Source organism: Brevibacterium sp. S22 (genome assembly GCF_004745485.1).
GTDB lineage: Bacteria > Actinomycetota > Actinomycetes > Actinomycetales > Brevibacteriaceae > Brevibacterium.
Genome location: NZ_RHFG01000011.1, coordinates 72,409 through 98,520, shown reverse-complemented (window position 1 = coordinate 98,520; position 26,112 = coordinate 72,409). Strand labels below are relative to the sequence as shown.

Genomic DNA, 26,112 nt, shown 5'->3' with positions numbered 1-26,112 from the left:
CTCGAGTTCAGATAGTCAGGGCGATGCGGTGGGCGTCGAGTATCGCGGAATGGATGGTTCTACTGGAGACAGCATCACCGACCCTGAAGAGTCTGAAACCGGAGGCCCCCGTATTGGGTTGCGGCTTCGCCCCGACGAAGGCTTCGATGTCGATCCGCCCGTCGTTGCACGAATGCTCTCTGAGAGCGGTATAGAGCTCGTCGTTCGGCCAGGTCCCACCCGAATAATAGACAGCATCGCAAACGAGTGTTTCTAGGACGTCTGTCGATTCTCCGGCTAACTCGATTCGAAACGTACGGTCAGGATTCCTCTCCGACGAAATTACGTAGCGGGCAAGCTTCACATCGATTCGATGAGTGTCGAAGACCGATTGGTAATCGGCGAAATTCAGCGTGCCGACGTCGATTCCAAGGGTGCGTTCCGGTGTCACGTACGTTACCCGTTCAGAATTGTTGGCGAGGTGCTCAAGAGCATCCAGTGAGGAGTAGCGACCTTCATCGTCGAACAGGATGGTGTGGCCGAGTTGCTTGCTGGAAGCTTCGAATGCCTCCCAAGTGTCGCGAATGAGGTGCCCGCCCTTGATGCCGACATCAGCAGCGGAGCGGGGTATGCCCCCTGTGGCGATGATGACTGTGTCCGGCGAGAGGTCGAGGACATCGGTCTCTTCGGCATAGACATCGAATCTGAACTCAGCACCGTGCTGTAGAGCTTGGGAGAGGCGCCAGTCGACCGCTCCGCCGAACTCCCGTTTGCGCGGGAGGCGGGCGATCATCGCCATCTGTCCCCCGGGTTCGGCTGCAGCCTCGAGGACTGTGACGCGGTGTCCACGTTTGGCAGCGACATGTGCTGCTTCCAGTCCTGCCGGACCTGCTCCTACGATGATGACGTTCTTGGGATTCTCGGCGTTGCGGTCGATTTCGTGTTTCAGAATATCTTCGCGACCGACCGCTGGATTGTGCAGGCAGACCATTCCGCCGGTGCTTCCGGCTTCCAAGCAGAGCCTTGCTCCGATGCACGGCCGAATCTGGTCTGCTTTACCTTGTTGGACCTTCGTGACTAGATATGGATCGGCGATGTTGGCTCGAGTCATGCCCACTAGATCGAGTTTGCCTTCTTGGACAGCGTATTCCGCTGTAGCAAAATCGTCGATCTTCGCAGCATGGATGACTGGGATGTCCACTGTTCTCTTCACATTTGCGACAATGTCGAGAAAAGGTGCCGACAATTTTCCTGATCCCGGAATGACGTCGGTCATTTTCCCTTGAGACTCGATGGTGCCGACTATGACATTGACGAAGTCGATTCCGTCGGCGATGTACTGATTCAGAAGTGCTATAGCGGATTCTTGCTCGAGGCCGTCCACACGCAGTTCGTCGACCGACATTCTTATACCGAGAGCCATATCAAGCCCAGTGACCTTCTTGACCGCCCTGATGACTCGCCCGGGGAACTCGCGAGCGAATTTCTGCGAGTCAGGGCCAAGTCGTGACAAGTGCCAGGGGGAGGCGAAGGCATCGAGCAGATGTCCATAGTGTTCGAGTTCGATCCCATCGATACCGGCAGCGCGAGCTCTCTGAGCGGCAGATACGAAGTCATCGACGATGCGATCGAGGTCCCAGGCCTCGGCTGCTTTCGGGTATGAGCGATGGGCCGGTTCCCTCATCGAAGCGGAGGACACTGTAGGTAGCCAGTCGGAGTCATGGTCGCCGGTCCTGCGGCCTAGGTGAGTGAGCTGAATGAAGACTTTGCTTCCGTGCTGCTGGCAGGCACTAGCGATCTCCTTGAGAGGTGTGATGACATCATCGCGATACATCGTGATGTTTCCGAAGGCGGGGGCGCTGTCTCGGCTGACGACAGCGGAGCCGCCGATAGTGATGAGCCCGACACCACCTTTTGCTTTCTCCTCCTGGTATCGGCGATAGCGTGAGGTGGGCAGTCCTCCGAGAGTGTAGCGATTCGAGTGCGCGGTGCTGACTATTCGGTTTTTGACTTCCACGCCGCCGACCGAGAACGGGGTGAAGAGGACACTGTCCATGTTGGGTGTGCCAGGGTCCGTGCTCAATTCAGTTTCTCCTCTACTCGAGCAACGATGCGTGCAGAGACTATGCAGAGCACGGCGTAGATCAGGCCCGCCAAAACGAGCACATTGAAATATTCGAACGTCATCGAGCCGATCGAGAACGCTGTGCTTGTCATCTCCGAAACACCGATTGCGAATGCGAGCGATGTCGATTGGAACACCATGATGAGCATCGACATGAGCGGTCCCGGAATGGCGCGCATGGCTTGAGGCAGTACGACGTGGAAGAAGGCCTTCCGCCCTGTGATTCCCAGACTCGCTGCGGCCTCACGCTGTCCGCTGCCGACATGAAGGACGCCAGCACGGAACACTTCGCTGGAGTAAGCACCGAGGTTAAGAGAGTGCCCGACGATTATTGTGGCGAAGGCTGTCATCGTCACGTTTGCGGCAGGAAGCCCGAAGTACAGAAGATAGATTACGGCGAGAAGTGGTATACCCCGGAACACTTCGATGAAGGCGATAAAGAACGCTCGGACCGCGCGGTTAGGTGCAGTGCTGAGGAGCCCAAGAATGAGGCCGAGCGGAAAGCCGATGACGGCGACGCATGCCGTGAGAAGTAGCGAGGTCCCCAGTCCGCTGAGTAGCTGAGGCAGCCATTCGAGCCAGTGATCGAACATCAGACCGAGACCACCTTTGAGCGTACGACGCCGTCGATGAAACGTGAGAAGTACGACAGGGGAATTCCTACCAGGAGGTACAACACGGCCGCGACAGCGAACACGAAGACTGCCGAACCGCCGCGCGAAACCTCGTTCTGCGCCAGGAAGATGATGTCGGCGACACCGATGATCGACGCGATGGCAGTGTCTTTGAGCAGGGCGACCGCATACGAGGCGGAGGGTGGGATCGAGATATTGAGCGCTTGCGGTGCCACAATCCGCCAGAACTGATTGCTCGGAGTGAGCCCCAGTGCTGCAGCTGCTTCTTTCTGACCTGTATGGACGTTATCGATGCCCGCTCTGAAGTTCTCTGCCAGATAGCCGGCTGAGATAACACTTAGGCCGATGAGGGCGGCCGGAAGTGGTTCGAGCGGCAGGACCGGGCTGACGCCGTAGTAGATGATGAGCAGCCAGACGAGAGGAGGAATCCCACGCGAGATGTCGATGACAGCCATTGCCGGAGCCCGCACCGTCCATCGTTTCGACGTTCGCATGATCGCTAGGGGGATCCCGAGCAATGTTCCGGCTGCGAAGGAGACGACAGTCATGAGGATCGTGATTCCCAATCCCGCAAACAGAGTCTGCAGGAGAGAGACGAACGAGAAGTCACTCATCTGTCGAGCACCGCCTGGAGGAAGTCACGGGTCCGCTCGTGGGAAGGGTTGCGGAATACTTGTTCCGGGGGACCTTCTTCGAGGATGCTCCCGCGGTCGAGCAGGAGGACCCGATCGGCAACGCGCTCCGCGAACTTCATCTCGTGCGTGACGACGATCATGGTGGTGCCGCGATCGGCCAGATCACGCATGACCTTGAGGACATCGTTTCCGACTTCAGGGTCAAGCGCAGATGTGGGCTCGTCGAACAGCATGAGCTCGGGATCGAGAGACAATGCCCGGGCAATAGCTATTCGTTGTTGTTGTCCGCCCGAGCACTCTGCGGGTTTGGCATGTGCCTTGTCGACTAGCCCGACTTGCCTAAGTAGATCGTGTGCATACTCTTCGGCTTCTCCAGTGCTCCTCAGCCCATTGAGCTTCTGGGCAAGCACAATGTTCTTTAGGACGCTTAAGTGCGGAAACAGGTTGAAGGTCTGGAAGACCATTCCCACTCGGCGCCGAAGTCGGAGCAGTTCCGCTTTCGAGGGCCTGAGCGGGTCTGTAAACGCCGGCTCTCCGTCAAGACTCAGGCTTCCGCCGGTCGGGCGCTCGAGATAGTTGAGGCATCTGAGAAACGTGCTCTTGCCAGCTCCACTTGGCCCGATGAGAGCTATCACTTCGCCGGCATGTACCTCCAAGGTGATCCCCTTTAGGACCTCGTTGTCCTTGAACGACTTCTCGATAGACTCTGCGTCGAGCAACACTCGGGACTCAGACATTCTCGGAACTCCTCTCTGTCTGCTCTTGGATCAGTTGGAGTCTGAGCCGTCGTTGGGTGTCACGAGTGCTGGATCAAGGCCATATTTCTCGAAGCTCTTGTCGATATCGCCCGAATCCTTATAGTCAGCAATCGACTGGTTCGTGGCGTCCTTGAGGGCAGTATTGCCCTTTTGGACGAGGACGACCGAGAGGGGTGGCGCTTGGGTGTATGGCAGATCGGGCGAGTTCTGCATTTTGTTGATCTTGAGATCGGAGTACTGGTCCTGTGTGAGCCTCCACGTATTAGCGAGGATGCTGACCACTCCGACGTCGATTCGCTTCGCTTTGACATCGTCGAGGACTGCGTTGTCAGACTGGTACTCTCGGACGGTGTCATCGCCGTAGAGCTTGTGCAGCTGATCGATCCATAGGTATCCCTGCGGCGTCCCCAGCGACTTCCCCTTGAGCGAGTCGACTTCGGTGAGTTCTTCGCCGCGCGTGACGATCCCCATTCCTCCCTCGTACAGCCCATCACTGACTTCGAAGAGCTCTCTGCGTTCGTCGTTGACGGTCCAGTTTCCGGCTGACAGATCAGCTCGGCCGGACTGGAGGCCCTCGATGACCGCAGAGAACGACGTAGTCGAGGAATCCACTTCGAGGCAGAGATCTGAGGCGACCTCGTTGATGAGCTCACCCTCGATGCCGGTGAGGTTTCCGTTCTCGGTGGTGACGAAAGGAGGATGTTCGGCCACGAGAACTGTGAGTTTCCCCTTGTGCAGCGTGTCGACTTCAGCGGTGGGCTCACAGTCTTCAGCGACCGTACTCTTCTCGTCACCCGCTGAGCAGCCGGACATGACAAGAGCCAGAGATGCTGCGAGAGCGACGATCTTAGCAGTCCGAGACACTGCCTTCGTCGCGAATGCGGATACAGCCATGGGTTACCTCGATTGTGGTCGGGATCGTCTTTGATTGGTCGATCAGTCATCAGGTGCACTCGGCGTGAGGCGTTGTCTCTAAATACAACTATGAGCATCTATGCCATGTCAAGAGCTTGTGCGCTATATTTGTTCATAGAGGTAGTTCTAAATGAAGGAAATGACCAAATGGGTTCATCACTTGAAGGGTCAGGTTTGTCGGTCTTGGATGATCTCGACCAGGAGATCGTCCGCGCCCTCCACAAGAACGGGCGCGCAGCGTGGTCGAGCATTGCTGCAATGGCGAACAGTTCGACGAGCACTGTCCGACGGCGATTCGAATCGCTCCACAGTGACGGGCGTCTGCGTGTGACCGGCCGAGTGGATGTCGCCGGCTTGGATCTCGCTGTCCCCGTCATGGTCCAATTCCGCGGGAGGGATTCATCGCGGCCGGACTTCCTCAAATCGCTGCAGGCCCGTCAGGATGTGCGGTACGTTGCTGCTGTTGCAGGGTCTGCGGGATGCGTCGCCGAGATCGTCATGCCGTCACTCGTCGGAGTGCAACGCATAATCCACGAGGTCACCCTGCAGTTTGACGTTGAAGCGGAACTGTTCGTCGTCACCCACACTTACACTTCGGGCCAGGATTGGCTCCCTGACACAGTGAACCGCGAAATAGACGTCCGACAGGAGAGAATGGGTTCACGGCTGTCCCGTGAAGAATTGATTGTGCTCGGACTGCTGCTGGAAGACGGACGGACCTCGCTGAGCGATTTGGCAGAGCCGATCGGGAAGTCCGAGAGTACCGCAAGGCGAATCCTGGAGTCCCTTATCAGTCGGGACGTCGTGTCCTTCCGAGTGCTTGTCGAACCTGAGCTGTTGGGCTTTCAGACCTCCTTTTGGGCGTGGCTCAATGTCGAACCTTCTCGTTTGTCAGCCATCGGTACGGAACTCGCGGCAATGAAGGAGACCAAGACTCTCTTTGCGACGGCCGGACGGTACAACCTCGTCGGACAGTTCGTGCTGAGGTACCACACCGATATGCACGCATTCATGACAGATGTTCTCGGAGCGATCGACGGCATCAAGAAATCGGAGATCATGATGCAGACGGAGACGTACAAGCGTGTATGGAACATGGTTTCCTGTAGTTCCTATGTCGGGATTTCGGGCCCGGACTGGCTCTTCAAGCCGCCTGGGTCGACTTTGTCATCATCTGACAGTCCACCCGAAACTGCCGATACGCGCCTGTTAGAGGGAGGCGAAGGCCGATGGTAAGAGCTGCCGAGCTCAAAGTCGCCATCCTCGATCGGCCAGGGGGAGCGGACTCCCCGCTGTTTGCTAACCTTCCGTCCCACGTGGAGGTGCAACGTCTGCTTCCGGCTGCGATCAATACCTTGGACCACCGTACCGAGGTCATGCTCGTACGCGGCGGCTTCTGGACTGACATGGAATCTCTGCTTGGGCTTGCTCCCGACCTGAAATGGATCCACCTGAATATGGCAGGTCTCGATCATGTCGACCTTCAGCTTCTCAAGGACCGCGGTGTGATGCTTACAAATTCAAGAGGAGTTCTTGACGCAGCGATCGCCGAATTCGTCTTGGGTGCCGTCCTCCAGTGGTCGAAGGGTCTACACGTATCTGTACTTGACACTCAGCAGGGACGCTGGATGCCGCGGGAGCCTCTTGCTAACCGATCAATGACGACCTTGGTTCTGGGAGCTGGAGGCATTGGGACAGAGTGCGCAAGAACACTCAAAAAGGCGGGATTCGGAGCAGTTGCCGGCTTCCGTCGTCACCCGCTGCGATTGGACCCGATCTTCGACGAATATGTGAGTGCCGACGACCTTCCCGCAAGAATCGGCGACTTTGATGCCGTCGTGGCGTGTCTGCCTGCGACACCGTCCACTGAAGGTTTTATCAATAGGACGTTGTTGGACAGGCTCGGACGCGCGGCAGTCTTTGTCAACGTCGGTCGTGGCAGCACGGTTGACCAGGTTGCTCTGGCCGACGCACTTGCGGCGAGACCCGATTCTTTGGCGGTGCTGGATGTGACCGCACCGGAGCCACTGCCTGACGGCCATCCACTCCTCAGCGCCCGCAACGTCGTTATCAGCCCGCATATGGCAGGAGAGACGGTGGAACGTCACGACAACTTCACTGCTCTGTTCATCGACAACTTGCAACGCTACTGTGATGGCACTCCTTTGAAGAATCGTTCTGTGCCCTCCTGACCTCGCGTGAGCACGCCTCGGCGAGGATTAGCATGGAGACATGAGCAAGCGGATCGTCATCATCGGTGGGGGACTGGCTGGCACGACTGCGGCCCGAGAGTTGGACGCGCGCGGCCAATCGGTCGCCATCATCGACCCGCACGCCGGCGAGACCTGCGAGCGTCCGCCTCTGTCGAAACACCTCTTCGACGGCTCCCGTCACCATCTGCCCTACCACCTTGAATCGACCGAGAACATCACCTTCGTCCGGGATTGGGCAGAGGAGATCACCTTCGCCGAGGCGGCCGCCGAGACACGCTACACCTCCGAGACCCAGCGACACCCCCATCGGCTTGCCGACCACCACGCGACCGTCGGCACCATCCACCTGGCCACTGGAGAGTCCATCGACTTCACCCACTGCATCCTCGCCACCGGGATGGAAGCCAACCGCCCGCAGATCCCCGCCTATCCGGACGCCCTGCCGGTCTATGACCTCGCTGACGCCGAATGGATCCTCGACCGCGTGAACAACGCAAGCGAAGCCCTCAACGTCGGGGTGCTGGGCTCCGGTTATCTCGGAATGGAAGTGGCCACCTCGGCGGTGGTTGCCGGACACCACGCCACGGTCTACCTGCGCGGGGGCGAGCCCCTGCGCAAACAGCTCTCCGCTCCCGTGCGACAGGCGCTGTTCGAGAAGCACAGGGCCGCCGGCGTCGAGTTCGTCACCCACACGGCGAGCCCGGACGACATTCGCGCCGATGTTCACGACCTCTTCATCACCAGCGTCGGAGCGCGTCCTCGGCTGATCCCGATCGACGGTCACCGACCTGCTTCTGCCTGGGACGTGGATGAGAGTTTGGCAACATCCCATCCGGGTGTCTTCGCTGCCGGTGACTGCGCCATCGTCACCGCCGGTCCCTATGCTCTCGATCACCCGTGGGCATGTGAACCGGTGGCTGAAAGCCACGGGAAGTTCCTCGCCGAACTCCTCGCCGAGGTGCCGGAGGAAACCGGGGATGATGGTGAGAGAACGTCTGAACTCAACCCGGGAAATGGGTCAGAAGCCGAGCCTAAAGTCTGGTCGGACGTCCCCTGGCACTGGAGCTTCCAAGGCCCGGAAAAGGTGTTCACGGCGGGGCTGACGAGCCCAGACGCCGACGACACGATCATCCGGCACGACCCCACCGGCGCGAAGTTCCAGGTCTTCCACTTCGACGGGCCCGACCCCGAGTCGAAGCTCGTCGGAGTCGAAACGCTCAACTGGCCGCCGATGCAGGCGGCTGCCCGACGTGTACTCGGAGGTAACCACATCCCCACGAGAGCCCGATTAGAGGACCCGAACTTCGACTTCAAGGCTCACAGCCGACTGTGAACCTACGCTAGTCTCATCACGTAGACTTTTCATTTGTTCTATCCCCAGTTGCCGACGAGAGAATCTACTGTTCATGGATATGGCCAGGCTTGCTGCCGAGCACGGACTCGAGAGAGTGGGTGGACGGCCGTCTCTGCCCCAGTACGTCAAGCATCTGATCAGCCGCAGCGACTTCACGTACACGCTGGCGAAGTATCGGCTGCAGTCGGAGAACGAACGCAACCGTCTCGGCATGCTCTGGGTGCTGCTGCGACCGTCATTCTCAGCTCTGATCTACGGCACGGTCTTCGGCGTCATTATGAAGGGCGCCACCGCACGTCCCGACGACTTCGCCCCCTTCGTCGTCATCGGTGTCTTCGTCCTCGAGTTCTTCAACACCTCGATGAACGGCGGCGCGAAGTCGATCATCAACAACGCCTCGCTCGTCCAGTCGCTGCCGTTCCCGCGCATCGTTCTGCCGATCGCCATCGTGTTCCAGAACCTGCTCAACTTCATCCCCACCTTCATCTTCATGGCGCTGTTGGCGATGATGTGGGGCGGCAGACCGGACTGGGACTGGTTCCTCTTCATTCCGTTGGTCTTCCTGTTCTGGGTCTTCAACCAGGGTGTGGCGTTCATCTTCGCGCGCGTCACCGTGCATTTCCGGGACCTGTCACAGGTCACTCCGTTCATCTCCCGCATGATCTTCTACACCTCGGGCGTCTTCTTCGACCTCAAGGTCATGGTCGACAAGATCAATCCGAGCCTGCAGCCCTTCGCCGACTGGCAGCCGATCAACAATGTGCTCGCCATCGCCCGCGGCATCCTCATGAAGGATGGAGTCGTTCCCTACGACTACTTCTGGCACTTGGCCATCTGGGCCTTCGGCATCTTCATCTTCGGCTTCATCTTCTTCTGGCAGGCCGAGGAAAGGTACGGTCGCAATGAGTGAGAACACCGAACACGACACGGGCAGCGTTCCCGAGGTCGCCCAAAATAATGAGCCCGTCGTCGTCTGCGACAACGTCCACGTCCGCTACAAGACGCTTGCCACCGGCAAGAAGCTCAAGCTCGGCGCGGGGGGCGGAGTGCTCAAACGCCAGCGCGGCATCCAGGAAGTCCATGCCCTCAAAGGTGTGAGCTTCGTGGCGCACAAGAATGAGTCGATCGGCATCATCGGCAGCAACGGCTCAGGCAAGTCCACGCTCATGCGTTCGATCACTGGGTTGACTCCCACCACGGAGGGAGCGATCTATGCGAAGTCACGGCCGAACCTCCTCGGTGTCGGTGCCGCTCTGATCCCGGATCTCTCCGGTGCCCGCAACATCGTCCTCGGTTCCCTGGCGTTGGGTCTCACCCGCGCCGAGGTGGACGAGAAGTTCGACGATATCGTCGAGTTCACCGGGCTCGAAGACTTCATCGACCTGCCGATGCGCACGTATTCCTCGGGCATGTCCCAGCGGCTGAAGTTCGCGATTGCGACCTCGATTCAGCATGAGATCCTCATCGTCGACGAGGCTCTCAACGTGGGCGATAAGAAGTTCCGTGACCGTTCCGAGGGGCGCATCCGCTCCATCCGTGAGAACGCGGGTACCGTCTTCCTCGTCTCGCACTCGATGCGTTCGATCAAGGACACGTGTAACCGTGCGCTGTGGATCGAGAAGGGCGAACTGCGTGCCGATGGCCCGGCCCTTGAGGTGATCCGGGAATACCAGGCGTTCACCAGGGCCGAGAAGGCGAAAGAGCAGGAGCAGGAGGAAGAAGCCTAAGGGCTGAGTCTCTGCCCCCTCTAGCCGAGGCGCGGTTCGCTGGGTACATTCGACGACATGGACAACAGTTCACGCGAGCCGATCGAGTCACGTCGCATCAGTGATCAGCCTGCGCTGCGCAGTTCCTCGGGCACCATCTGGATTGTCGCCGGTGGGATCTTCCTCGTCGTCATCGCGGGCGTGCTCGCGGCGATCATCGTCTCGGGCAGCACGGCGGTGCCCACAGCGATCACCACGATCGTCGTAGCAGCGGTGCTCTACCTGATCCTCCTCATTGCCCGCTTCGCCTTTCGACCAGGCAGAGTGCGTCTGTGGGTTATGGCCGGAGCAATGATCGGCATGGCTGTTGCCTCGCTCATCGGGCTCGTCCTGTGTGTGGGCGCTGCCGCAAGCGGAGCTTGAAGCCGCTCAGATAACCAGGGAAGTGCACTCAAGCGCATGGGTCGGCTGTGTCTCTACTCGGCAGAGTTCGGCTCCATATGCCCCCTGAGGTACTCACCGGTCACACTATGTGAGCTGCCGGCGACCTGCTCTGGGGTGCCGGTCGCCACGATCCTTCCGCCGTCCTGACCCCCGCCGGGGCCGAGGTCGATGATGTGGTCAGCGTTGGCGATCATGTCGAGGTCGTGTTCGATGACGAGGACCGTTCCACCCTGGTCGAGCAGCTGCTGGAAGACGCGCACGAGCACACGTACATCCTCGGGGTGCAGGCCCACGGTCGGTTCGTCGAAGACGAAGAGCGTGTGCTGCTGAGACTTCCCGAGCTCCGTGGCGAGCTTGAGCCGCTGCGCCTCACCTCCGGACAGTGCCGGCGTCGCCTCGTGGAGGGTGAGGTATCCGAGCCCCACATCCTGCAGTGCCCACAACCGCGAGTGGACCTTGCGCATCTCGACGAGGTGGGGAAGCGCCTCGGCGACGGTCATCGCCAACAGGTCCGGCAGTGACAGCGGCTGACCATCGGCGTCCGAGGCGCGACAGTACTCATCCGCATCGGGGCTGAACCGTCGGCCCTCGCAGTCGGGGCAGGGAATGTCGACGTCGGGAAGGAACTGCACGTCGAGGGTGATCTCGCCGGTTCCCTCGCATTTCGGGCAGCGCAGCGAACCGGTGTTGTATGAGAAGTCCCCGGCCTTGAGCCTGGCGTTCTTCGCCGAATCGAGGCGGGCATACGCACGCCGGAGGTCGTCGAGGACACCGGAATAGGTGGCCACGGTGGAGCGGACGTTGATGCCGATCGGGGTGGCGTCGACGACGTTGACGCGGTCGATCCCGTCGGCGTCGATCTCATGCACATGATCGGGCCGCGAACGCTCGTCGGCGGCTTTGAGCGCGGGAACGAGGCTGTCGAGGACGAGGGTCGTCTTGCCCGATCCGGACACTCCCGTGACGACGGTCAGTCGCTGCCTCGGGATCTCCGCGTCGAGGGCGTGGACTGTGTGGATCGGTGCGGTGCGCATGTGGATCCGACCGTGGTCGAAGGTCGCCGAGGCGGCGGCCGGGGTGCGCACGAGGGTCTCGGATCGTCCGGTGAGGTAGGCGCCGATGCGGGATTCGTGGTGGCTGTCGAGGTCGGCGACGGTGCCGGTGGCCACGACCGTGCCGCCGTCGCGGCCGGACCCGGGGCCGATTTCGATGAGGTGGTCGGCTTCGCGGAGGACGAGCGGGTCGTGGTCGACCATGACGACGGAGTTGCCCTCGTCGAGGAGGTCGGTGATGACACCCTGGAGGCCCTTGATGTTCGAGGGGTGGAGCCCGATCGAGGGTTCGTCGAGGACGTAGAGGACTCCGGTGGTCTCATTGCGTACGGCACGGGCGAGTTGGACGCGTTGGCGTTCACCGGTCGACAGGGAGGATCCGGCCCGGTCGAGGGCGAGGTAGCCCAGGCCTAGGTCGAGCAGTCGGCGGGTCATGCCGAGCAGGGTGTCTACCAACGATCGGGCCATGGGCTGCATCGGTGTCGGGAGCCGGGCAGGAACATCGTCGGCCCAGTCGACGAGTTCGTCGAGGGTCATCGCGGTCGCCTCGGCGAGGTTGAGCTCACCGATGCGCGGTGCCCGGGCGGCGGGGGAGAGGCGCGTGCCTGCGCAGTCGGGGCAGACCTGTTCGGAGAGGAACCGGCTGACCCGGGCGAAGCGCTTCTCATTGTCGGCGCGTTTGAGTTCCTCCGTCACCGTCAGGCGAGCGTTGCGGAAGGTGAAGTCGAGGTCGTGCAGCCCCTTCTTCGAGGTGACGGTGATGTGCTTCTTCTCCTCGGGACCGGCGAAGACGATCTCGCGTTCCCACTCTTCGAGTTCGCGCCAGGGCACGTCGGTGCGAACACCGAATTCGCGGGCGATCTGCGGTTGGACGTTGAAGCCGAACATCTGCCAGGGGATGACGGTGCCGTCGTCGATCGACATATCCGGGTCCCGGATGAGGGAGGCGTCGTCGACTTCTCTGATCGTGCCGATGCCCTCGCAGCGGGGACAGGCGCCACCGGAGTTGAAGGCCAGCGCCTCGGCGCCGGGAGCCTGCACGGTCTCACCGCATTCGGGGCAGTCGAACGGCTCCTCGGCGGCGACGTTCAGTGTCGGTTCCTGTCGGTGTCCGTTCGGGCAGAGATGGGAGGCCAGCCGAGAGAACATCAGGCGGATGACGTTGAGCAGCTCGGTGGAGGTGCCGAAGGTCGAGCGCACGCCGGGGACTCCGGGGCGTTGGCGCAGAGCGAGGGCGGCGGGAATGTGGCGGACGGTGTCGACGTCGGCGCGGGCGGCTTGGGCCATGCGACGGCGAGTGTAGGTCGACAGGGCCTCGATATAGCGGCGGGAGCCTTCGGCATAGAGGACACCCATGGCCAGTGAGGACTTGCCCGACCCGGAGACGCCGGCGATGGCGACGAGGGTGTTCAGCGGCACATCGACGTCGACGTCGCGCAGGTTGTGCACGCGGGCACCGCGGACTTCGACCGCTGTGGCAGGGGCAGCATTCCGGGCTTCGGTCGACATATCGTGATCGTAACAACCGGTGGTGACATGGACGCAGGTCAGGTCTGCGCCCTGAATCTTCGGGATCTCCCTGCGCACCGAAAGCGGCGAGGCGGCGGAGAACCTGCAATCTGTTCAGTTCGGCAGTCCGTTCGCGTCTTCTAGAAGCGAGATGGATTATCGACCGCGGGTGGCCGACAATGAACTCTCGGGACTGTTGCTGTTAGTTCTCTACTCTCCTGACCAGCAGAGCCCCCAGCGCGCTCGGTGCAGACAGCATCGGCCAGTGACCAGACTCGATGGTGAGAAAGTCCCACTTCGACGAGTTCTTGAACTCGTCGACACCGGCGAACGACAGGTAGTCCCCAGACGCGGAGACGCATCGGATATATGTGGCGGCTTTCTCCGAAGGAGGGACCGAGGTGTTGGCAGGCGTCTGCAGTGTCTTCCCCGGATGCGGTACGCAGATGCCGACAGCGGCCTCCGCAGTGGCCGCGCCTACTCCGTCATCGACAAGGACTTCCGACGATGGGGGCATCCAGAAACCAGTCGCAGCAACCTGGTCTGCGACAGCGGCACCGACGTCTGCTGGCATCGCGTCGAGCATTGATATCCCCATCGGAACAGGAGAATCGACGTAGATGGTGTGATCGGGCCGACGCCGAGCGCGATCGACTGCGAGCCCCGCGACTAGGCCGCCATAGCTGTGTCCGACAAGCACGACCGGTGCGCGCTCGCCCGATTCCTCTCCGTCGACAACGTCGATGGCGTGAACGACGTCAGCGACGTGATCGTCGAGTCCGATGCCACGGTCCATGGAGGAGTAGGTGATAGGTGCAGCAGCATGCCCTTGGGTAACAAGATGGTCGGCGACTTCCTGCCATGCCCAGCCGCCCATCCAGGCTCCCGGAACAAGTACGAATCTCGCCATTGCGGTGTCCTTCTGCTTCGACAGGTCATAGAGCCGGCCTGAGTAGGGGAGGAAGGCCGACTCGCGGGCGTACGGATCAGTGGTGAAGTGTGCTTGAGGCTACCGTGAGTAGAGTCCCCGGGCAATGAAAACGGCACTGACGTGACTCGTCACCTGCTGAGATTGCCTTTGCGGCCGGATACTACGGGACTACAATCGTCTCGCTGACGAGAACAGGAGCATACTTGTCAGATCAGAGACTCCAACCGGGTCTGTGAATAAGCAACATCCGCCCCGGGTGACGAGCAACGGTGCCTGCATCCTGCAAGCCCACGATCCACCACCGGCTTCGCCAACCACGGCACCCGGGCACCTACAAGAAGAGGCACACGATGACTGAGACACCCGTCGAATCCCGCGAAGAGAAGGCCCGCGCCCGCAAAGCCGTAGTTGCGGCCGGACTGGGCAATGCCCTCGAGTGGTATGACATCATCCTGTTCGGGTTCATGGCCACCTCGATCACCGCGGTCTTCCACCCGGGCGAGGGCCTGTCAGCGCAGCTGATGACCTGGGCGACCTTCGCCATCACCTTCGTCGTCCGTCCGCTGGGCGCCATCCTCATCGGCCGCTACTCCGACAAGCACGGCCGCAAGTCGGCCCTGTCGCTGACGATCGGTCTGATGACGCTCGGTGTGTTCATCATCGTCGTCCTGCCCGGCGAGGCGACGATCGGAATCTGGGGCGCTATCGGCCTTATCATCGCCCGCATCATCCAGGGCATCTCCGCCGGTGGCGAATTCGGATCCGCCACAGCCTTCCTCACCGAGAACGCCAAACGCGGCAAGGCCTACTACGCCTCCTTCCAGACCGCGACCCAGGGCATCTCGATGTTCCTGGCCGCCGGAATCTCATGGCTCCTCAGCTCGACCCTGAGCGAAGAGGCACTGCATTCGTGGGGTTGGCGAGTGGCCTTCGCCATCGGCCTGCTCATCGGACCTGTCGGCTGGTACATCCGTTCGAAGATGGACGACACACCTGAGTTCCAGGCTGCCGAGAAGACCGACAACCCGCTGCGCGTCCTGCTCGGTGAGTACTTCGGCCGCCTGTTCGCCGCGTTCCTCATCATCGCGATGGCGACCATCTCGGTCTACCTCATCACGTACCTGCCGCAGTTCGCCGTCACCAACCTCGGCCTCGACGCTTGGGCGGCGTTCCCCGGTGCCGTCGTCGCGGGCCTCATCACTCTTATCGGTGCTCCATTCGCCGGCCGTCTCGCCGACCGAGTGGGCGCGACGACCGTGATGATCCCGACGACGATCGTCGGCATCATCGTCGCCTGGCCGATGTTCATCCTCCTGGCAGCAAACCCGTCAATCCCTGTCCTCACCCTGTGCGAGGCGATCGTCGGCCTGTTCATGGTCTTCTACTTCGGCCCGATGCCGGCCCTGCTGTCGGAACTGTTCCCCGTCAAGGTGCGCAGCTCGGGTATGACCATCGCCTACAGCTTCGGTGTCGCGATCTTCGGCGGCTTCGCTCCGCTCATCCTCACCGCCCTGCTCGGCGCGACTGGCCTGCTGACCGTACCCGGCTTCTACTACGCCGGACTGTCCCTGCTCTCCCTTATCGGCGTGATCATGGCCCGGAAGCTCTACAGCCAGCGCTGACCGTTCGGTTCACCCCGCCGAGGCGGCCGGGCGGCCCACCTGGAGCTCGAATCGAACCGCACAATGACGCTCCCGGATTTGCTGAGGAACCGGAGAGACAGCCAGTGCGTAGAGCACTAAACGTGATCCTTGCCTTGGCGATCAACCACGAAGGGAGGGTTCAAACAGCAATCTTGATACTGAGCCGTGATTGAAGTGAGGGAGAATTGACGGGCATGACTAAGCCCCAGGGGCTTGCCGCGTAATCCGAAGATACCGACAGAGGCCGACCTGGGGCCACGCAAAAAGTGTAACATCGAAAAGTATGCGTATAGATCCAAAATGGGTGTCGGTTGAGAGGTTCAACGAGTATAGCGCCGCAGCAAGTGGTGATCACGACTTGGCAAGCAGACTGTACGAGTGGAACGCTGAAGCTTCCGCAGCTCTCTTCGAGATCATCCACCATTTTGAGGTGCTTCTGCGTAACGCAATCATCTCTCAGCTCCAGACCGACGGACAATCTCCAGCGATGCTGCCGGGTACGCCGTGGACCCAGGGGGCGAAGAGCATCGAAGAGGTGGCGTCGCGTCTCAGGAAGCGAGGCAAAGATGTTACGGCTGGGCGTATTTATTCGGGCCTCACTTTTGGGTTCTGGCAGTCAATGTTCGGTAACGACTACGAGGAGCTTTGGCGGCATTCACTCCAGTATGTGTTCCGCGGGTCAAAAGCGGATCGATCTGTCATAGCGACATATCTGGAATCTCTCAATCAGCTTCGCAACCGAATCGCACATCATGGGAGTCTGATCGAGCTTGACGTGGAAGTTGAAGCTCAAAAGATCTTCCGGTTGACCAGTTGGATCAACAAAGATGCCGAGAAATGGCTGCGGTCTATAGAGAAGGTCCGCATGATCGGGGAGCAACGACCAATCGATGCTCCCCGCAATGTCGTCGTCGTGTCTGCAACCAATGCCTGGGATCTTTATCATGTTCGTCGACAGAACGCCTATGTTTTTCAGGCTGGCCGCTCAATCAAGGTCGTGGATCATTTGGCCTTCTATGCTGACAAAGAGATCAAACAGGACGTTCCACGGATCCTCAACTGGTTCGACGCAGTCGATTGGAACAATGCAAACGCCAATCGATTAGCTAAATCGAGCGATCCGGAGCAGCAGAAACTTGCATCTGTCATTCGCGCCTCGAAGAAGCTCGGATGGGATGCTCCGGTGTATCAGGTTTTCCTGCTGTCCGGTCCCAAAGACGAGGAGACGCAAAGGCTGGTGGGATCGATACCCCATGGCCGAACGGGGCGAGGGAGTGCGTTCGTGCAGGGGCATCGGTACCTGCCGTTGTCTGCCCTTTCGAGTGCCAGAGATACGGAGGATCTGGAGTAAAACAAGGCGCTCGCTTCCGAGATGTCATAAGCGCGACGGCGGACCGGAGTTCTTCTAGCTGACAGTTGGCATAGATACTTCGAAAGCCTTGCGATGTCTGAAGCTGAGACGGTGAAGTTCCCTGATGACCGATGAAGGTTGCTATCTGAGCAGCTCAATTTTCCCCCGCCTAGTTGGCCCGTCGAACACATCATTCCGCCCCGGCAGATAACGGACCCGACGCTGCACGTTCGCAGAGTCGGGTCCGTTGCCATTTCAGAAGCGCCGAGGTGGGGCTGCTGCCATTTCGGAAGCTGTTCGGTGACTATTGTTCGAGGGCGGTTGGCGTTGCAGTGGCTCGGGATCGGCGTCAGGTAACGCGAAGTTCGTTTTTCGCGTCGCTGGTGGCGTGTTTTTCGAGTTTCGCGTTACTTGAGGCGGTTGGGCGGCTGGGCGGCGGAAGGAAGGGCGCTCACTGGTCGCCGGCCGCTCAGCCGCTGACGGCCCCGGCCGCTCAGCCGCCGACGGGGGCTTCGGATCCGGCTTCTGCCGCAGCTTCTTCGGCCTTGCGGGCCTTTGCCGCAGCTCGCTCGATCCGCACGACGTGAGCGAGCAGTGCGAACCAGACGAGAGCCAAGACTCCGAGCACCAGCCACACCGACGAGCTGCCGATGCCGAAGGTGAGCAGGATGGTGCGGACGTTCGTGAGGATGATGATGCCCCCCGCGGCGACCGCCAGCACCTTCGCCGGCAGCAGCTTGACCAGCCATGCGGCGAACGGCGCTGCGATGACACCGCCGACGAGCAGCGCCCCCACGATATGCCACTCGATGCCCTGCGCCCCGAGCGCGATGAGGAATCCGAGCGAACCGCCGACGGCGACGACGAACTCGCTCGTATCGATCGATCCGATGACCTTTCGCGGCTCCAGTCGTCCCGATGACAGCAGCGTCGTCGTGCCGACCGGGCCCCAGCCGCCACCGCCGATGGAATCGAGCGCCCCGCCGACGAACCCGACCGGCACGAGCATCCCCGCACTCGGCCGCGACCGGAACTCCGGACGCCTGCCGCCCAGAGCGAGGAACCGCCAGATGACATAGACCCCGAGCGCCAGCAGAATTCCGGAGATCCATGGGGTCACGGCCTCCCCGTCGAGGCTGGCGAGGAACGTCGATCCGGCGATCGCCCCGACGAACCCGGGCCCGGCGAGGATCCCGACTGTCCGCCAGTCGACATTGCCGAACCGGTGATGGGAGATCCCCGAGACCAGAGTCGTGCCCAGTTCAGAGAAGTGCACCGCCGCCGAGGCTGCCGCCGGTGCCGTACCTGCCGCAAGCAGCAGCGTGGTTGAGGTGACCCCATAGGCCATGCCCAGGGAGCCGTCGATGAGCTGCGCGATGAGGCCGACTATTCCGAGGATGATGAGCTGACGCATGTGCTTGCCTTTCGTGGATGACGCGAAGGATGGGGGAGGCGCGGACGGTACGGACGACGTCGACGATGCGAACGGTGTCAGGAGTACAGAAGCGCGTTGACAGCACACACTATCGAAACTGTTGAGCAGAACAGAACGAGCATTGAAATCGTACGAATTCAGTCGCCATGTGTCGAAAAATGACGCCGAATGGCAATATTTCGCTGATGACAAGCCTGTACGCGACATCGAAACTCTTCGGTTACGCTGTACGGATGCATGGAAACACAATGATCGCCGCCAGTGCGACGCTCACTGTCGTTGAGCAATCGACGGATCCGGCCCAGGGGCGTGGGCAGTGACGGGGCTGCCGTCGGTGGGTCTGATCTCCCACGGAACCTCATCGCCGACCGGTCAGGTCCTCATCGAGGTGCTCGCGGCAGAAGTCGCCACGGACCTGCGCATCCGTGGGCTTGCAGGCGAGGTGATGCTCGGCCATGTGGACGTCCAGGCGCCCGACGTCGACGAGGTGATCGCCCGTCTTCCTGCCGACCGTCCCGTCGTCCTCGTGCCTCTGCTGCTCTCGCCGGGGTATCACGTCCATGTCGACCTCGCCGAGGCAGTCAGCCGTGCCGAAGCCGCCGGCCGCGACGTTCGGCTTGCCCCCACTCTCGGGCCCGACCCGCGGCTGGCAGCAATTCTCGCCGACCGCCTCCCGCCCCTGCGTGAAGGTGATGACGTGATCCTTGCCGCGGCAGGATCGAGCGACGAGCGGGCGAACGAGTCCTGCCGTGAGGTGGGCAGGCTGCTGGCCGCAGAGCTCGAGCGTCCCGTTGAGGTCGGATTCCTCGCCGGTGGAGGGGTGCCGTTGAAGGACATCGTCGAAGAGAGTCGGAGCCGCGGCGCCCAACCTGTGCTCGCGAATTATCTGCTGGCCCCGGGCTTCTTTGACGATCTCGCACGCAAACTCGTGGCCGCGGGCGGCAGTGACTCGTCCGGCGTTCTCGCTCCGCCCCTGCTCTCCGGCGGCGGCAGGAGTGCCGCGGTGCCGTACCGACTCGTCGATATTGTCCGCGACAGAGTTCGCGAAGGCATCCACGGCTGCGACCGAGTTCACGAGGGCGTCAACGCCCGCGGCCAAGTCCGCGAAGGCGTCCACGCCTGCGGCCACGATGGCGACCCCAACGGCACTCACACTCAGGTTGGTGTCCGCGCCTGTTGCCACGATGGCAACCTCGGCGGAACGCGCACCGACAGCGGCGCTCACGGCCCTCACGCCCAAGACGGCGCCCACGAGTACGCCCGCGCCCACGCTCATGACACCGCCCACGCTCATGACGCCGCCCACCCTCACGGCTCCGCCCCGCAGATGCTCAACGCCTAAGCGCACAGCGCCGCGCTCACCGCCGGTCTGTGTCGTCTTATGTCATTCCATGACACAAAGCCTCTACTTATTTGTTGAGCAATTCGGCATTCATGTAGCGTGATTCGTCACTGGTTCCCCTCAGCGTTTGGAGACAGCAATGTCCACTCAGGTGGAAGAGAACAAGGAAACGGCAGGTAAACGCACATCAAAGCGCCCCGCCCGCCCGAAGAAGTCCAATGGGCAGTGGAAGATCGACGGTCATGAACCGTTGAACAAAAACGAGATCGACAAGGCCGAAGACAACGGCCTCAACGTTCGCGACCGCATCGAAACCATCTACGCCAAGCGCGGATTCTCCTCGATCGACTCCGATGACCTGCACGGACGCTTTCGCTGGTGGGGGCTGTACACGCAGCGCAAGCCCGGAATCGACGGCGGCCGCACCGCGAAGCTCGAACCGCATGAACTCGAAGACGAATACTTCATGCTCCGCATCCGCATCGACGGCGGCAAGCTGACCACCGAACAGCTGCGGGTCATCGCAGACATCTCCAACGAGTTCGCCCGCGGCACCGCCGACCTCACCGACCGCCAGAACATCCAACTCCATTGGGTCGAGATCGAGAGCATGCCCGAGATCTGGCGCCGCCTCGAAGACGTCGGCCTGCAGACCACCGAGGCCTGCGGCGACGTCCCCCGCGTCATCCTCGGCTCACCCGTAGCCGGCATCGCCGCCGACGAGCTCATCGACCCGACCCCGGCGATCGAAGAGATCTCACGCCGCTACATCGGCGACCAGTCACTGTCGAACCTGCCGCGCAAATACAAGACCGCGATCACCGGCCACCCCAGCCAGGACGTCGTCCACGAGATCAACGACTGCTCCTTCGTCGCCGTCGAGCACCCCGAACACGGCATCGGCTACGACCTGTGGGTCGGCGGCGCCCTGTCCGTCGTCCCCCGCTTCGCCGAACGCCTCGGCACCTGGGTCGCCCCCGACCAGGTCGTCGACACCTGGCTCGGCGTCACTCAGATCTTCCGCGACTACGGCTACCGCCGCCTGCGCAACAAGGCCCGCCTGAAATTCCTGCTCGCCGACTGGGGACCGGAGAAGTTCCGCGAGATCCTTGAGACCGAGTACCTCGGCTACACGCTCGCCGACGGCCCCGCACCCGCCAAACCGCTCACTGCAGGCGACCACGTCGGCGTGCACCAACAGGCCGACGGTCGCTACTACATCGGCGTCACGCTCATCGCCGGCCGTGCTTCGGGCACCCTGCTCGGCCAGCTCGTCGACCTCGCCGAGAAGTTCGGGTCCACCCGGCTGCGGACCACCCCGCACCAGAAGGTCCTGCTGCTCGACATCGATGAAGCCGATGTCGATGACGTCGTCGCCGGCCTCGACGCCCTCGGCCTGTCCAGCCGCAAAGACCTCTTCCGCCGCTCGACGATCGCATGCACCGGCATCGAATTCTGCAAGCTCGCCATCGTCGAGACCAAGCAGACCGCCGCCGATGCCGTCGAGAAGCTCGAAGCACGCCTCGCCGACATCGAGGAGCTGCCCCACCCGATCAGCTTCCACCTCAACGGCTGCCCGAACTCCTGCGCCCGCATCCAGACCGCCGACATCGGACTCAAAGGTCAGATCGTGACCACCGACGAAGGCGAACAGGTCCCCGGCTTCCAAGTCCACGTCGGCGGAGGCCTGGCCTCGAAGGACCGTGACGAAGCCGGGCTCGGACGCACCGTCCGCGGCCTCAAGGTCACCGCCGACAACCTCACCGAATACGTCGAAACCCTCGTCCGCCGCTTCCTCGCCGGCCGGGCGGAGACCGAGACGTTCTCCGAATGGGCCAACCGCGTCGACGAAGAGGAGCTGAAATGACCCACACCGCCACACCCCGACGGAGCCTGCGCCCGGAACCGCGTCCCGTCGCAGAACTCAAAGCCCTCGCCGAGGCGGGGTCCCGTGAACTCGCCGGTGACCCGGACAACGGAGTGGCCGAGGCCAACCCTGCCGACGTCATCCGCTGGGTCTCCCGGAACTTCGACACCGAAGCCTGCGCCGTGGCCTGCTCGATGGCCGACGCCGCCCTGCCGCACTACGTCGCCCAGTACCAGCCCGGCGTCGACGTCCTCTTCCTCGACACCGGCTACCACTTCCCGGAGACCTATGACACCCGCAACGAGGTGGCCAACCGTGTCGACGTCCACATCGTCGACGTCCTCCCGGAGCAGACCGTGGAAGAGCAGGACGCCGAATTCGGCCAAAACCTCTTCGCCCGCGACCCGGGCCTGTGTTGCGCCCGCCGCAAGGTCGCACCCTTGAGCAAGTCGCTGAACGGCTACGAACTCTGGTTCACCGGCGTCCGCCGCGACGAGGCCCCGACCCGGACGAACACACCGCTGATCACCTTCGATGAGAAGAACGGACTCGTCAAGGTCAACCCGCTGGCCGCATGGTCCTTCGATGACCTCCTCGACTACTCGCGCGCCTTCGACGTCCCGGTCAACCCGCTGCTGTCGCAGGGGTACCCGTCGATCGGCTGCCAGCCCTGCACTCGCCCCGTCGCAGAAGGGGAAGACCCCCGCGCCGGTCGTTGGGCCGGATCGAACAAAACAGAATGCGGACTCCACACATGAGCATCACCACCCACACCACCAGCCCGACCACCGAGGCGGCACCGACCACCCTGTCGACCCTCGACGTCCTCGAATCCGAAGCGATCCACATCATCCGCGAGGTCGCCGCCGAGTTCGAACGCCCCGTGCTGCTGTTCTCCGGGGGCAAGGACTCCGTGACCGTCCTCCACCTCGCGGCGAAGGCGTTCTGGCCGGCGAAGATCCCGTTCGGACTCCTCCACGTCGACACCGGCCACAACTTCCCGGAGATCATCCGCTTCCGCGACGAGACCGCAGAGAAGTACGGCCTCGACCTCACGGTGGCGAAGGTCCAGGACTACATCGACGACGGCCGTCTGCGCGAACGCCCCGACGGAACACGCAACACCCTGCAGACCCAGCCGCTGCTCGACGCGATCACCAACGGGCGCTTCGACGCCGTCTTCGGCGGCGCCCGCCGGGATGAAGACAAGGCCCGGGCGAAGGAGAGGATCCTGTCGCTGCGGGACGAATTCGGCGGCTGGAACCCCAGCAGCCAGCGTCCCGAACTGTGGAATCTCTTCAACGGCCGCCACCTGCCCGGCGAACATGTGCGCGTCTTCCCGATCTCGAACTTCACCGAACTCGACGTGTGGAGCTACATCGCCCGCGAAGGCATCGACCTGCCCGAGCTCTACTTCGCCCACGACCGCGAAGTCTTCCACCGCGACGGCATGTGGTGGGCCACCGGCGAATTCTCCACCCCGCGAGAGGGGGAGACGCTGACCCACCGTCAGGTCCGCTACCGCACCGTCGGCGATATGAGCTGCACCGGTGCCGTCGAATCGCAGGCGACCGATCTCGAATCCATCCTCGCCGAGGTGGCCGCCACCACCGTGACCGAGCGCGGAGCCACTCGCGCCGACGACCGGATCTCGGCCGCGGCGATGGAAGACCGCAAGAAGGACGGGTACTTCTGATGACGACCACAACCACCACCGATACGACCGCCTCGTTGGACACGACGACGAAGACGCTGCTGCGGTTTGCCACCGCCGGATCCGTCGACGACGGCAAATCCACCCTCGTCGGCAGACTCCTCCACGATGCGAAGGCGATCCTCGCCGACCAGCTCGCCGCCGTGACTGCGACCAGTCGGGAACGCGGGTTCCTGGGCGGAGAGTTCGACTTCGCTCTGCTCACCGACGGACTGCGGGCCGAACGCGAACAGGGCATCACCATCGATGTCGCCTACCGCTACTTCGCCACCGACCGCCGGTCGTTCATCCTCGCCGACTGCCCCGGGCACGTGCAGTACACCCGGAACATGGTCACCGGAGCTTCGACCGCCGATGCCGTCGTCGTCCTCATCGACGCCCGCACCGGAGCGACCGAGCAGACCCGCCGGCACCTCACCGTCGTCTCCCGACTCGGCATCCGCCACGTCATCATCGCCATCAACAAGATCGACCTCATCGACTTCGACCAGTCTGCGGTCGAGGCCGTGGAGAACGATGTGCGGGCCCTCGCGAACGAGATCGGCCTCGAGACCCCGCACCTCATCCCGATCTCCGCACTGGCCGGAGACAATATCGCCGCCACCTCGGACAACACTCCCTGGTATCAGGGTCCGGCGCTGCTCGAGCTGCTCGAGACCCTGCCGAGCGCGGATGAAGACACCGCCGACCTCGAAGCCTTCCGCCTCGATGTGCAGACCGTGCTGCGTCCGCAAGGGGGACTGGCTCCGGGACTCGACCCCGAGGAATTCCGGGACTACCGGGCGGTGGCCGGACAGATCACGGCCGGGCGGGTCAGCCTCGGCGATGAGATCGAGATCCACCCCGCCGGGATCAGGACGACCGTGACCGGAATCGATACCGCCAGCGGTCCGCTCGAGACTGCGAGTGCGCCGCTGTCGGTGGCGCTGCGGCTGGCCGATGACGTCGATACCGCCCGCGGCAGCGTCATCGCCGCGGCCGGCACCCTGCCCACGCCGCGACGGGAGCTGCGTGCCGAGGTCTTTCCCTTCACGGCCGAGGGTCTGCGCACGGGTGACCGGGTGCTCATCAAGACGGGGACGACGACCGTGAAGGGCATCGTCACCATCGAGGCCAAACGCAACCTCGAGACCGCCGGACTCGAGACCGCCGAGGTGCTCGCCGGCAACGACATCGGACTGGCACAGTTGAAGCTGTCCGCCGAGCTGCCGGTCCCGGACTTCCGCGAACACGGCACGGCCGGCGCCTTCGTCGTCATCGACTCGCAGTCGGGAAATACGCTCGCGGCTGGAATCCACACTCCCGATCAGCCCTCATCAGCAGAGGAACCGACCTCATGACACTATTCCTCCCACAACAGCCCGGCAGCGTGCTGCTCGTCGGGGCTGGACCCGGCGATCTCGGACTGCTCACCGTCACCGGTCTGCGCGCATTGGAGAGGGCCGATGTCATCGTGGCCGACCGCCTCGGCGCCAGGTCGGTCATCGATCAGCTCGAAGCCGAACGGGGTGGACCCCTGGCGGCGCAGATCATCGATGTCGGCAAGCAGCCGGGCCATCATCCGGTGCCGCAGTCGCAGATCAACGACATCCTCATCGCACAGGCGAAGCGCGGTCACAGGGTCGTGCGTCTCAAGGGCGGGGACCCGTTCGTCCTCGGACGTGGGGGAGAAGAAGTCATCGCCTGCCGGGCCGCCGGAGTCGATGTCCGTGTCGTACCCGGCGTGACCAGTGCGAACTCCGTTCCCGCGGTCGCGGGAATCCCGCTCACCCACCGAGGCGTGGCCACCTCGTACACGGTTGTGACAGGTCACGACCAGTTGGCCGAGATCGGCGGGGGACGCGATCACACCGTCGTCGTGCTCATGGGCGTGGGGACGCTGATCAACACGGCGATGGTGCTCGCCCGAGGCGGACGCGGACCCGACTGCCCGGTCGCGATCGTCGAGGACGGATTCGGTGAGGACCAGCGGGTGACCATCGGAACTCTGGACGATATCGCCTTTCGAGCCGCTCGCCGAGGCGTGCGATCACCGGCCGTCATCGTCGCCGGTGATGTCGTGACCTTGAGCCCCTACGCCGATGGTGCGTTCACCTCGGCGACCGAGCCTGCTGCAGCTTGCGAATCCGAACTCGTGAGGAACCCATGACCTACATCATCGCCCAGCCGTGCGTGGACCTGAAGGACCGAGCCTGCATCGAAGAATGCCCGGTCGACTGCATCTACGAAGGCACCCGCTCCCTCTATATCCATCCCGATGAATGCGTCGACTGTGGGGCCTGCGAGCCAGTGTGCCCCGTCGAGGCGATCTTCTACGAAGACGATGTGCCCGACGAATGGGAGGCCTACTACGCGGCCAACGTCGAATTCTTCGACGACATCGGCTCCCCGGGCGGGGCAGCCGCCCACGGGGTCATCGACAAAGACCATCCCTTCATCGCTGCTCTGGCGCCGCAGAACGCCGACGACTGAACACCAGCGACTCCTCGCAGAACTACGACGAC

The 26,112-nt window shown here is 62.3% G+C and carries 23 protein-coding genes; 15 read left to right on the top strand and 8 right to left on the bottom strand.

Features of this window, described 5'->3' with window-relative positions; translation table 11 throughout:
* Positions 1-7 precede the first annotated feature (7 nt).
* The 5 genes from EB835_RS11030 to EB835_RS11010 are packed head-to-tail and all read right to left on the bottom strand — an operon-like array spanning position 8 to position 5,026.
* Complete coding sequence (locus tag EB835_RS11030) at positions 8-2,062, bottom strand: oxidoreductase (RefSeq protein WP_205749924.1); 2,055 nt, start codon at positions 2,060-2,062, stop codon at positions 8-10.
* Positions 2,059-2,697, bottom strand: a complete 639-nt coding sequence (locus EB835_RS11025) for an amino acid ABC transporter permease (RefSeq protein WP_135809519.1) — start codon at positions 2,695-2,697, stop codon at positions 2,059-2,061. The genes EB835_RS11030 and EB835_RS11025 overlap by 4 nt, the downstream gene beginning before the upstream one ends.
* A complete protein-coding gene (locus EB835_RS11020) occupies positions 2,697-3,353 on the bottom strand; it encodes an amino acid ABC transporter permease (RefSeq protein ID WP_135809518.1) in 657 nt (218 codons plus the stop codon). Before EB835_RS11020 ends, EB835_RS11025 begins: the two co-directional genes overlap by 1 nt.
* Positions 3,350-4,111, bottom strand: a complete 762-nt coding sequence (locus tag EB835_RS11015) for an amino acid ABC transporter ATP-binding protein (protein ID WP_135809517.1) — start codon at positions 4,109-4,111, stop codon at positions 3,350-3,352. The genes EB835_RS11020 and EB835_RS11015 overlap by 4 nt, the downstream gene beginning before the upstream one ends.
* A gap of 30 nt (positions 4,112-4,141) precedes the next feature.
* Positions 4,142-5,026 (bottom strand): substrate-binding periplasmic protein, encoded by an 885-nt coding sequence (locus EB835_RS11010; RefSeq protein ID WP_135809516.1) that lies wholly within the window; start codon positions 5,024-5,026, stop codon positions 4,142-4,144.
* A gap of 168 nt (positions 5,027-5,194) precedes the next feature.
* Between EB835_RS11010 and EB835_RS11005 the strand changes: the two genes are divergently transcribed.
* The 6 genes from EB835_RS11005 to EB835_RS10980 all read left to right on the top strand — a co-directional run bounded on the left by EB835_RS11005 (position 5,195) and on the right by EB835_RS10980 (position 10,743).
* Positions 5,195-6,283: an Lrp/AsnC family transcriptional regulator gene (locus EB835_RS11005; protein ID WP_168216713.1), complete on the top strand. Its 1,089-nt coding sequence runs from the start codon at positions 5,195-5,197 to the stop codon at positions 6,281-6,283.
* 86 nt (positions 6,284-6,369) lie between these two features.
* Positions 6,370-7,239 (top strand): D-2-hydroxyacid dehydrogenase, encoded by an 870-nt coding sequence (locus EB835_RS11000; RefSeq protein WP_168216712.1) that lies wholly within the window; start codon positions 6,370-6,372, stop codon positions 7,237-7,239.
* 40 nt (positions 7,240-7,279) lie between these two features.
* Positions 7,280-8,593, top strand: coding sequence for an FAD-dependent oxidoreductase (locus EB835_RS10995; protein ID WP_135809513.1), 1,314 nt, complete (start codon positions 7,280-7,282; stop codon positions 8,591-8,593).
* A gap of 79 nt (positions 8,594-8,672) precedes the next feature.
* A complete protein-coding gene (locus EB835_RS10990; RefSeq protein ID WP_240688684.1) occupies positions 8,673-9,524 on the top strand; it encodes an ABC transporter permease in 852 nt (283 codons plus the stop codon).
* Entirely contained in the window at positions 9,517-10,341 is an 825-nt protein-coding gene (locus EB835_RS10985; RefSeq protein WP_135809511.1) for an ABC transporter ATP-binding protein, read from the top strand. The genes EB835_RS10990 and EB835_RS10985 overlap by 8 nt, the downstream gene beginning before the upstream one ends.
* Positions 10,342-10,398: 57 nt before the next feature.
* Positions 10,399-10,743 carry a hypothetical protein gene (locus EB835_RS10980; RefSeq protein ID WP_135809510.1) on the top strand — a complete coding sequence of 115 codons (345 nt, stop codon included), beginning with the start codon at positions 10,399-10,401 and terminating at the stop codon, positions 10,741-10,743.
* A 53-nt stretch (positions 10,744-10,796) separates the two neighbouring features.
* Here the strand turns inward: EB835_RS10980 and EB835_RS10975 are convergent, their stop codons facing one another.
* Both EB835_RS10975 and EB835_RS10970 read right to left on the bottom strand, forming a co-directional pair.
* Positions 10,797-13,325 carry an excinuclease ABC subunit UvrA gene (locus tag EB835_RS10975; RefSeq protein WP_135809509.1) on the bottom strand — a complete coding sequence of 843 codons (2,529 nt, stop codon included), beginning with the start codon at positions 13,323-13,325 and terminating at the stop codon, positions 10,797-10,799.
* 202 nt (positions 13,326-13,527) lie between these two features.
* Positions 13,528-14,235 carry an alpha/beta hydrolase gene (locus tag EB835_RS10970; RefSeq protein ID WP_135809508.1) on the bottom strand — a complete coding sequence of 236 codons (708 nt, stop codon included), beginning with the start codon at positions 14,233-14,235 and terminating at the stop codon, positions 13,528-13,530.
* A gap of 371 nt (positions 14,236-14,606) precedes the next feature.
* Between EB835_RS10970 and EB835_RS10965 the strand changes: the two genes are divergently transcribed.
* Together EB835_RS10965 and EB835_RS10960 are read left to right on the top strand one after the other, a co-directional pair.
* A complete protein-coding gene (locus tag EB835_RS10965) occupies positions 14,607-15,878 on the top strand; it encodes an MFS transporter (protein WP_135809507.1) in 1,272 nt (423 codons plus the stop codon).
* Between the two features lie 304 nt (positions 15,879-16,182).
* Entirely contained in the window at positions 16,183-17,250 is a 1,068-nt protein-coding gene (locus EB835_RS10960) for an Abi family protein (RefSeq protein WP_135809506.1), read from the top strand.
* Between the two features lie 493 nt (positions 17,251-17,743).
* Here EB835_RS10960 and EB835_RS10955 read toward each other — a convergent pair whose 3' ends face one another.
* A complete protein-coding gene (locus EB835_RS10955) occupies positions 17,744-18,664 on the bottom strand; it encodes a sulfite exporter TauE/SafE family protein (RefSeq protein ID WP_135809505.1) in 921 nt (306 codons plus the stop codon).
* Positions 18,665-19,001: 337 nt separating this feature from the next.
* On the opposite strand from EB835_RS10955, the gene EB835_RS10950 reads away from it, so the two are divergent.
* From EB835_RS10950 to fdxA, 7 genes are all read left to right on the top strand, one after another.
* Positions 19,002-20,027 (top strand): sirohydrochlorin chelatase, encoded by a 1,026-nt coding sequence (locus tag EB835_RS10950; RefSeq protein WP_205749923.1) that lies wholly within the window; start codon positions 19,002-19,004, stop codon positions 20,025-20,027.
* Between the two features lie 139 nt (positions 20,028-20,166).
* Positions 20,167-21,894: a nitrite/sulfite reductase gene (locus EB835_RS10945; RefSeq protein WP_135809504.1), complete on the top strand. Its 1,728-nt coding sequence runs from the start codon at positions 20,167-20,169 to the stop codon at positions 21,892-21,894.
* A complete protein-coding gene (locus EB835_RS10940) occupies positions 21,891-22,652 on the top strand; it encodes a phosphoadenylyl-sulfate reductase (protein ID WP_135809503.1) in 762 nt (253 codons plus the stop codon). Before EB835_RS10945 ends, EB835_RS10940 begins: the two co-directional genes overlap by 4 nt.
* A complete protein-coding gene (gene cysD, locus EB835_RS10935; RefSeq protein WP_135809502.1) occupies positions 22,649-23,590 on the top strand; it encodes a sulfate adenylyltransferase subunit CysD in 942 nt (313 codons plus the stop codon). The genes EB835_RS10940 and cysD overlap by 4 nt, the downstream gene beginning before the upstream one ends.
* Complete coding sequence (locus tag EB835_RS10930; protein ID WP_135809501.1) at positions 23,590-24,948, top strand: sulfate adenylyltransferase subunit 1; 1,359 nt, start codon at positions 23,590-23,592, stop codon at positions 24,946-24,948. Before cysD ends, EB835_RS10930 begins: the two co-directional genes overlap by 1 nt.
* Positions 24,945-25,757 carry a uroporphyrinogen-III C-methyltransferase gene (cobA, locus tag EB835_RS10925; protein ID WP_135809500.1) on the top strand — a complete coding sequence of 271 codons (813 nt, stop codon included), beginning with the start codon at positions 24,945-24,947 and terminating at the stop codon, positions 25,755-25,757. Before EB835_RS10930 ends, cobA begins: the two co-directional genes overlap by 4 nt.
* On the top strand, positions 25,754-26,080 hold the full coding sequence (gene fdxA / locus EB835_RS10920) for a ferredoxin (RefSeq protein WP_135809499.1): 327 nt from the start codon (positions 25,754-25,756) through the stop codon (positions 26,078-26,080). The genes cobA and fdxA overlap by 4 nt, the downstream gene beginning before the upstream one ends.
* Positions 26,081-26,112 lie beyond the last annotated feature (32 nt).

Bases quoted from the DNA above. Each gene is read 5' to 3' on its own strand.
- EB835_RS11025 (WP_135809519.1), bottom strand. From the start codon at position 2,697: ATGTTCGATCACTGGCTCGAATGGCTGCCTCAGCTACTCAGCGGACTG.
- EB835_RS11020 (WP_135809518.1), bottom strand. From the start codon at position 3,353: ATGAGTGACTTCTCGTTCGTCTCTCTCCTGCAGACTCTGTTTGCGGGA.
- EB835_RS11015 (WP_135809517.1), bottom strand. From the start codon at position 4,111: ATGTCTGAGTCCCGAGTGTTGCTCGACGCAGAGTCTATCGAGAAGTCG.
- EB835_RS11010 (WP_135809516.1), bottom strand. From the start codon at position 5,026: ATGGCTGTATCCGCATTCGCGACGAAGGCAGTGTCTCGGACTGCTAAG.
- EB835_RS11005 (WP_168216713.1), top strand. From the start codon at position 5,195: ATGGGTTCATCACTTGAAGGGTCAGGTTTGTCGGTCTTGGATGATCTC.
- EB835_RS10995 (WP_135809513.1), top strand. From the start codon at position 7,280: ATGAGCAAGCGGATCGTCATCATCGGTGGGGGACTGGCTGGCACGACT.
- EB835_RS10990 (WP_240688684.1), top strand. From the start codon at position 8,673: ATGGCCAGGCTTGCTGCCGAGCACGGACTCGAGAGAGTGGGTGGACGG.
- EB835_RS10985 (WP_135809511.1), top strand. From the start codon at position 9,517: ATGAGTGAGAACACCGAACACGACACGGGCAGCGTTCCCGAGGTCGCC.
- EB835_RS10980 (WP_135809510.1), top strand. From the start codon at position 10,399: ATGGACAACAGTTCACGCGAGCCGATCGAGTCACGTCGCATCAGTGAT.
- EB835_RS10975 (WP_135809509.1), bottom strand. From the start codon at position 13,325: ATGTCGACCGAAGCCCGGAATGCTGCCCCTGCCACAGCGGTCGAAGTC.
- EB835_RS10970 (WP_135809508.1), bottom strand. From the start codon at position 14,235: ATGGCGAGATTCGTACTTGTTCCGGGAGCCTGGATGGGCGGCTGGGCA.
- EB835_RS10965 (WP_135809507.1), top strand. From the start codon at position 14,607: ATGACTGAGACACCCGTCGAATCCCGCGAAGAGAAGGCCCGCGCCCGC.
- EB835_RS10960 (WP_135809506.1), top strand. From the start codon at position 16,183: ATGCGTATAGATCCAAAATGGGTGTCGGTTGAGAGGTTCAACGAGTAT.
- EB835_RS10955 (WP_135809505.1), bottom strand. From the start codon at position 18,664: ATGCGTCAGCTCATCATCCTCGGAATAGTCGGCCTCATCGCGCAGCTC.
- EB835_RS10945 (WP_135809504.1), top strand. From the start codon at position 20,167: ATGTCCACTCAGGTGGAAGAGAACAAGGAAACGGCAGGTAAACGCACA.
- EB835_RS10940 (WP_135809503.1), top strand. From the start codon at position 21,891: ATGACCCACACCGCCACACCCCGACGGAGCCTGCGCCCGGAACCGCGT.
- cysD (WP_135809502.1), top strand. From the start codon at position 22,649: ATGAGCATCACCACCCACACCACCAGCCCGACCACCGAGGCGGCACCG.
- EB835_RS10930 (WP_135809501.1), top strand. From the start codon at position 23,590: ATGACGACCACAACCACCACCGATACGACCGCCTCGTTGGACACGACG.
- cobA (WP_135809500.1), top strand. From the start codon at position 24,945: ATGACACTATTCCTCCCACAACAGCCCGGCAGCGTGCTGCTCGTCGGG.
- fdxA (WP_135809499.1), top strand. From the start codon at position 25,754: ATGACCTACATCATCGCCCAGCCGTGCGTGGACCTGAAGGACCGAGCC.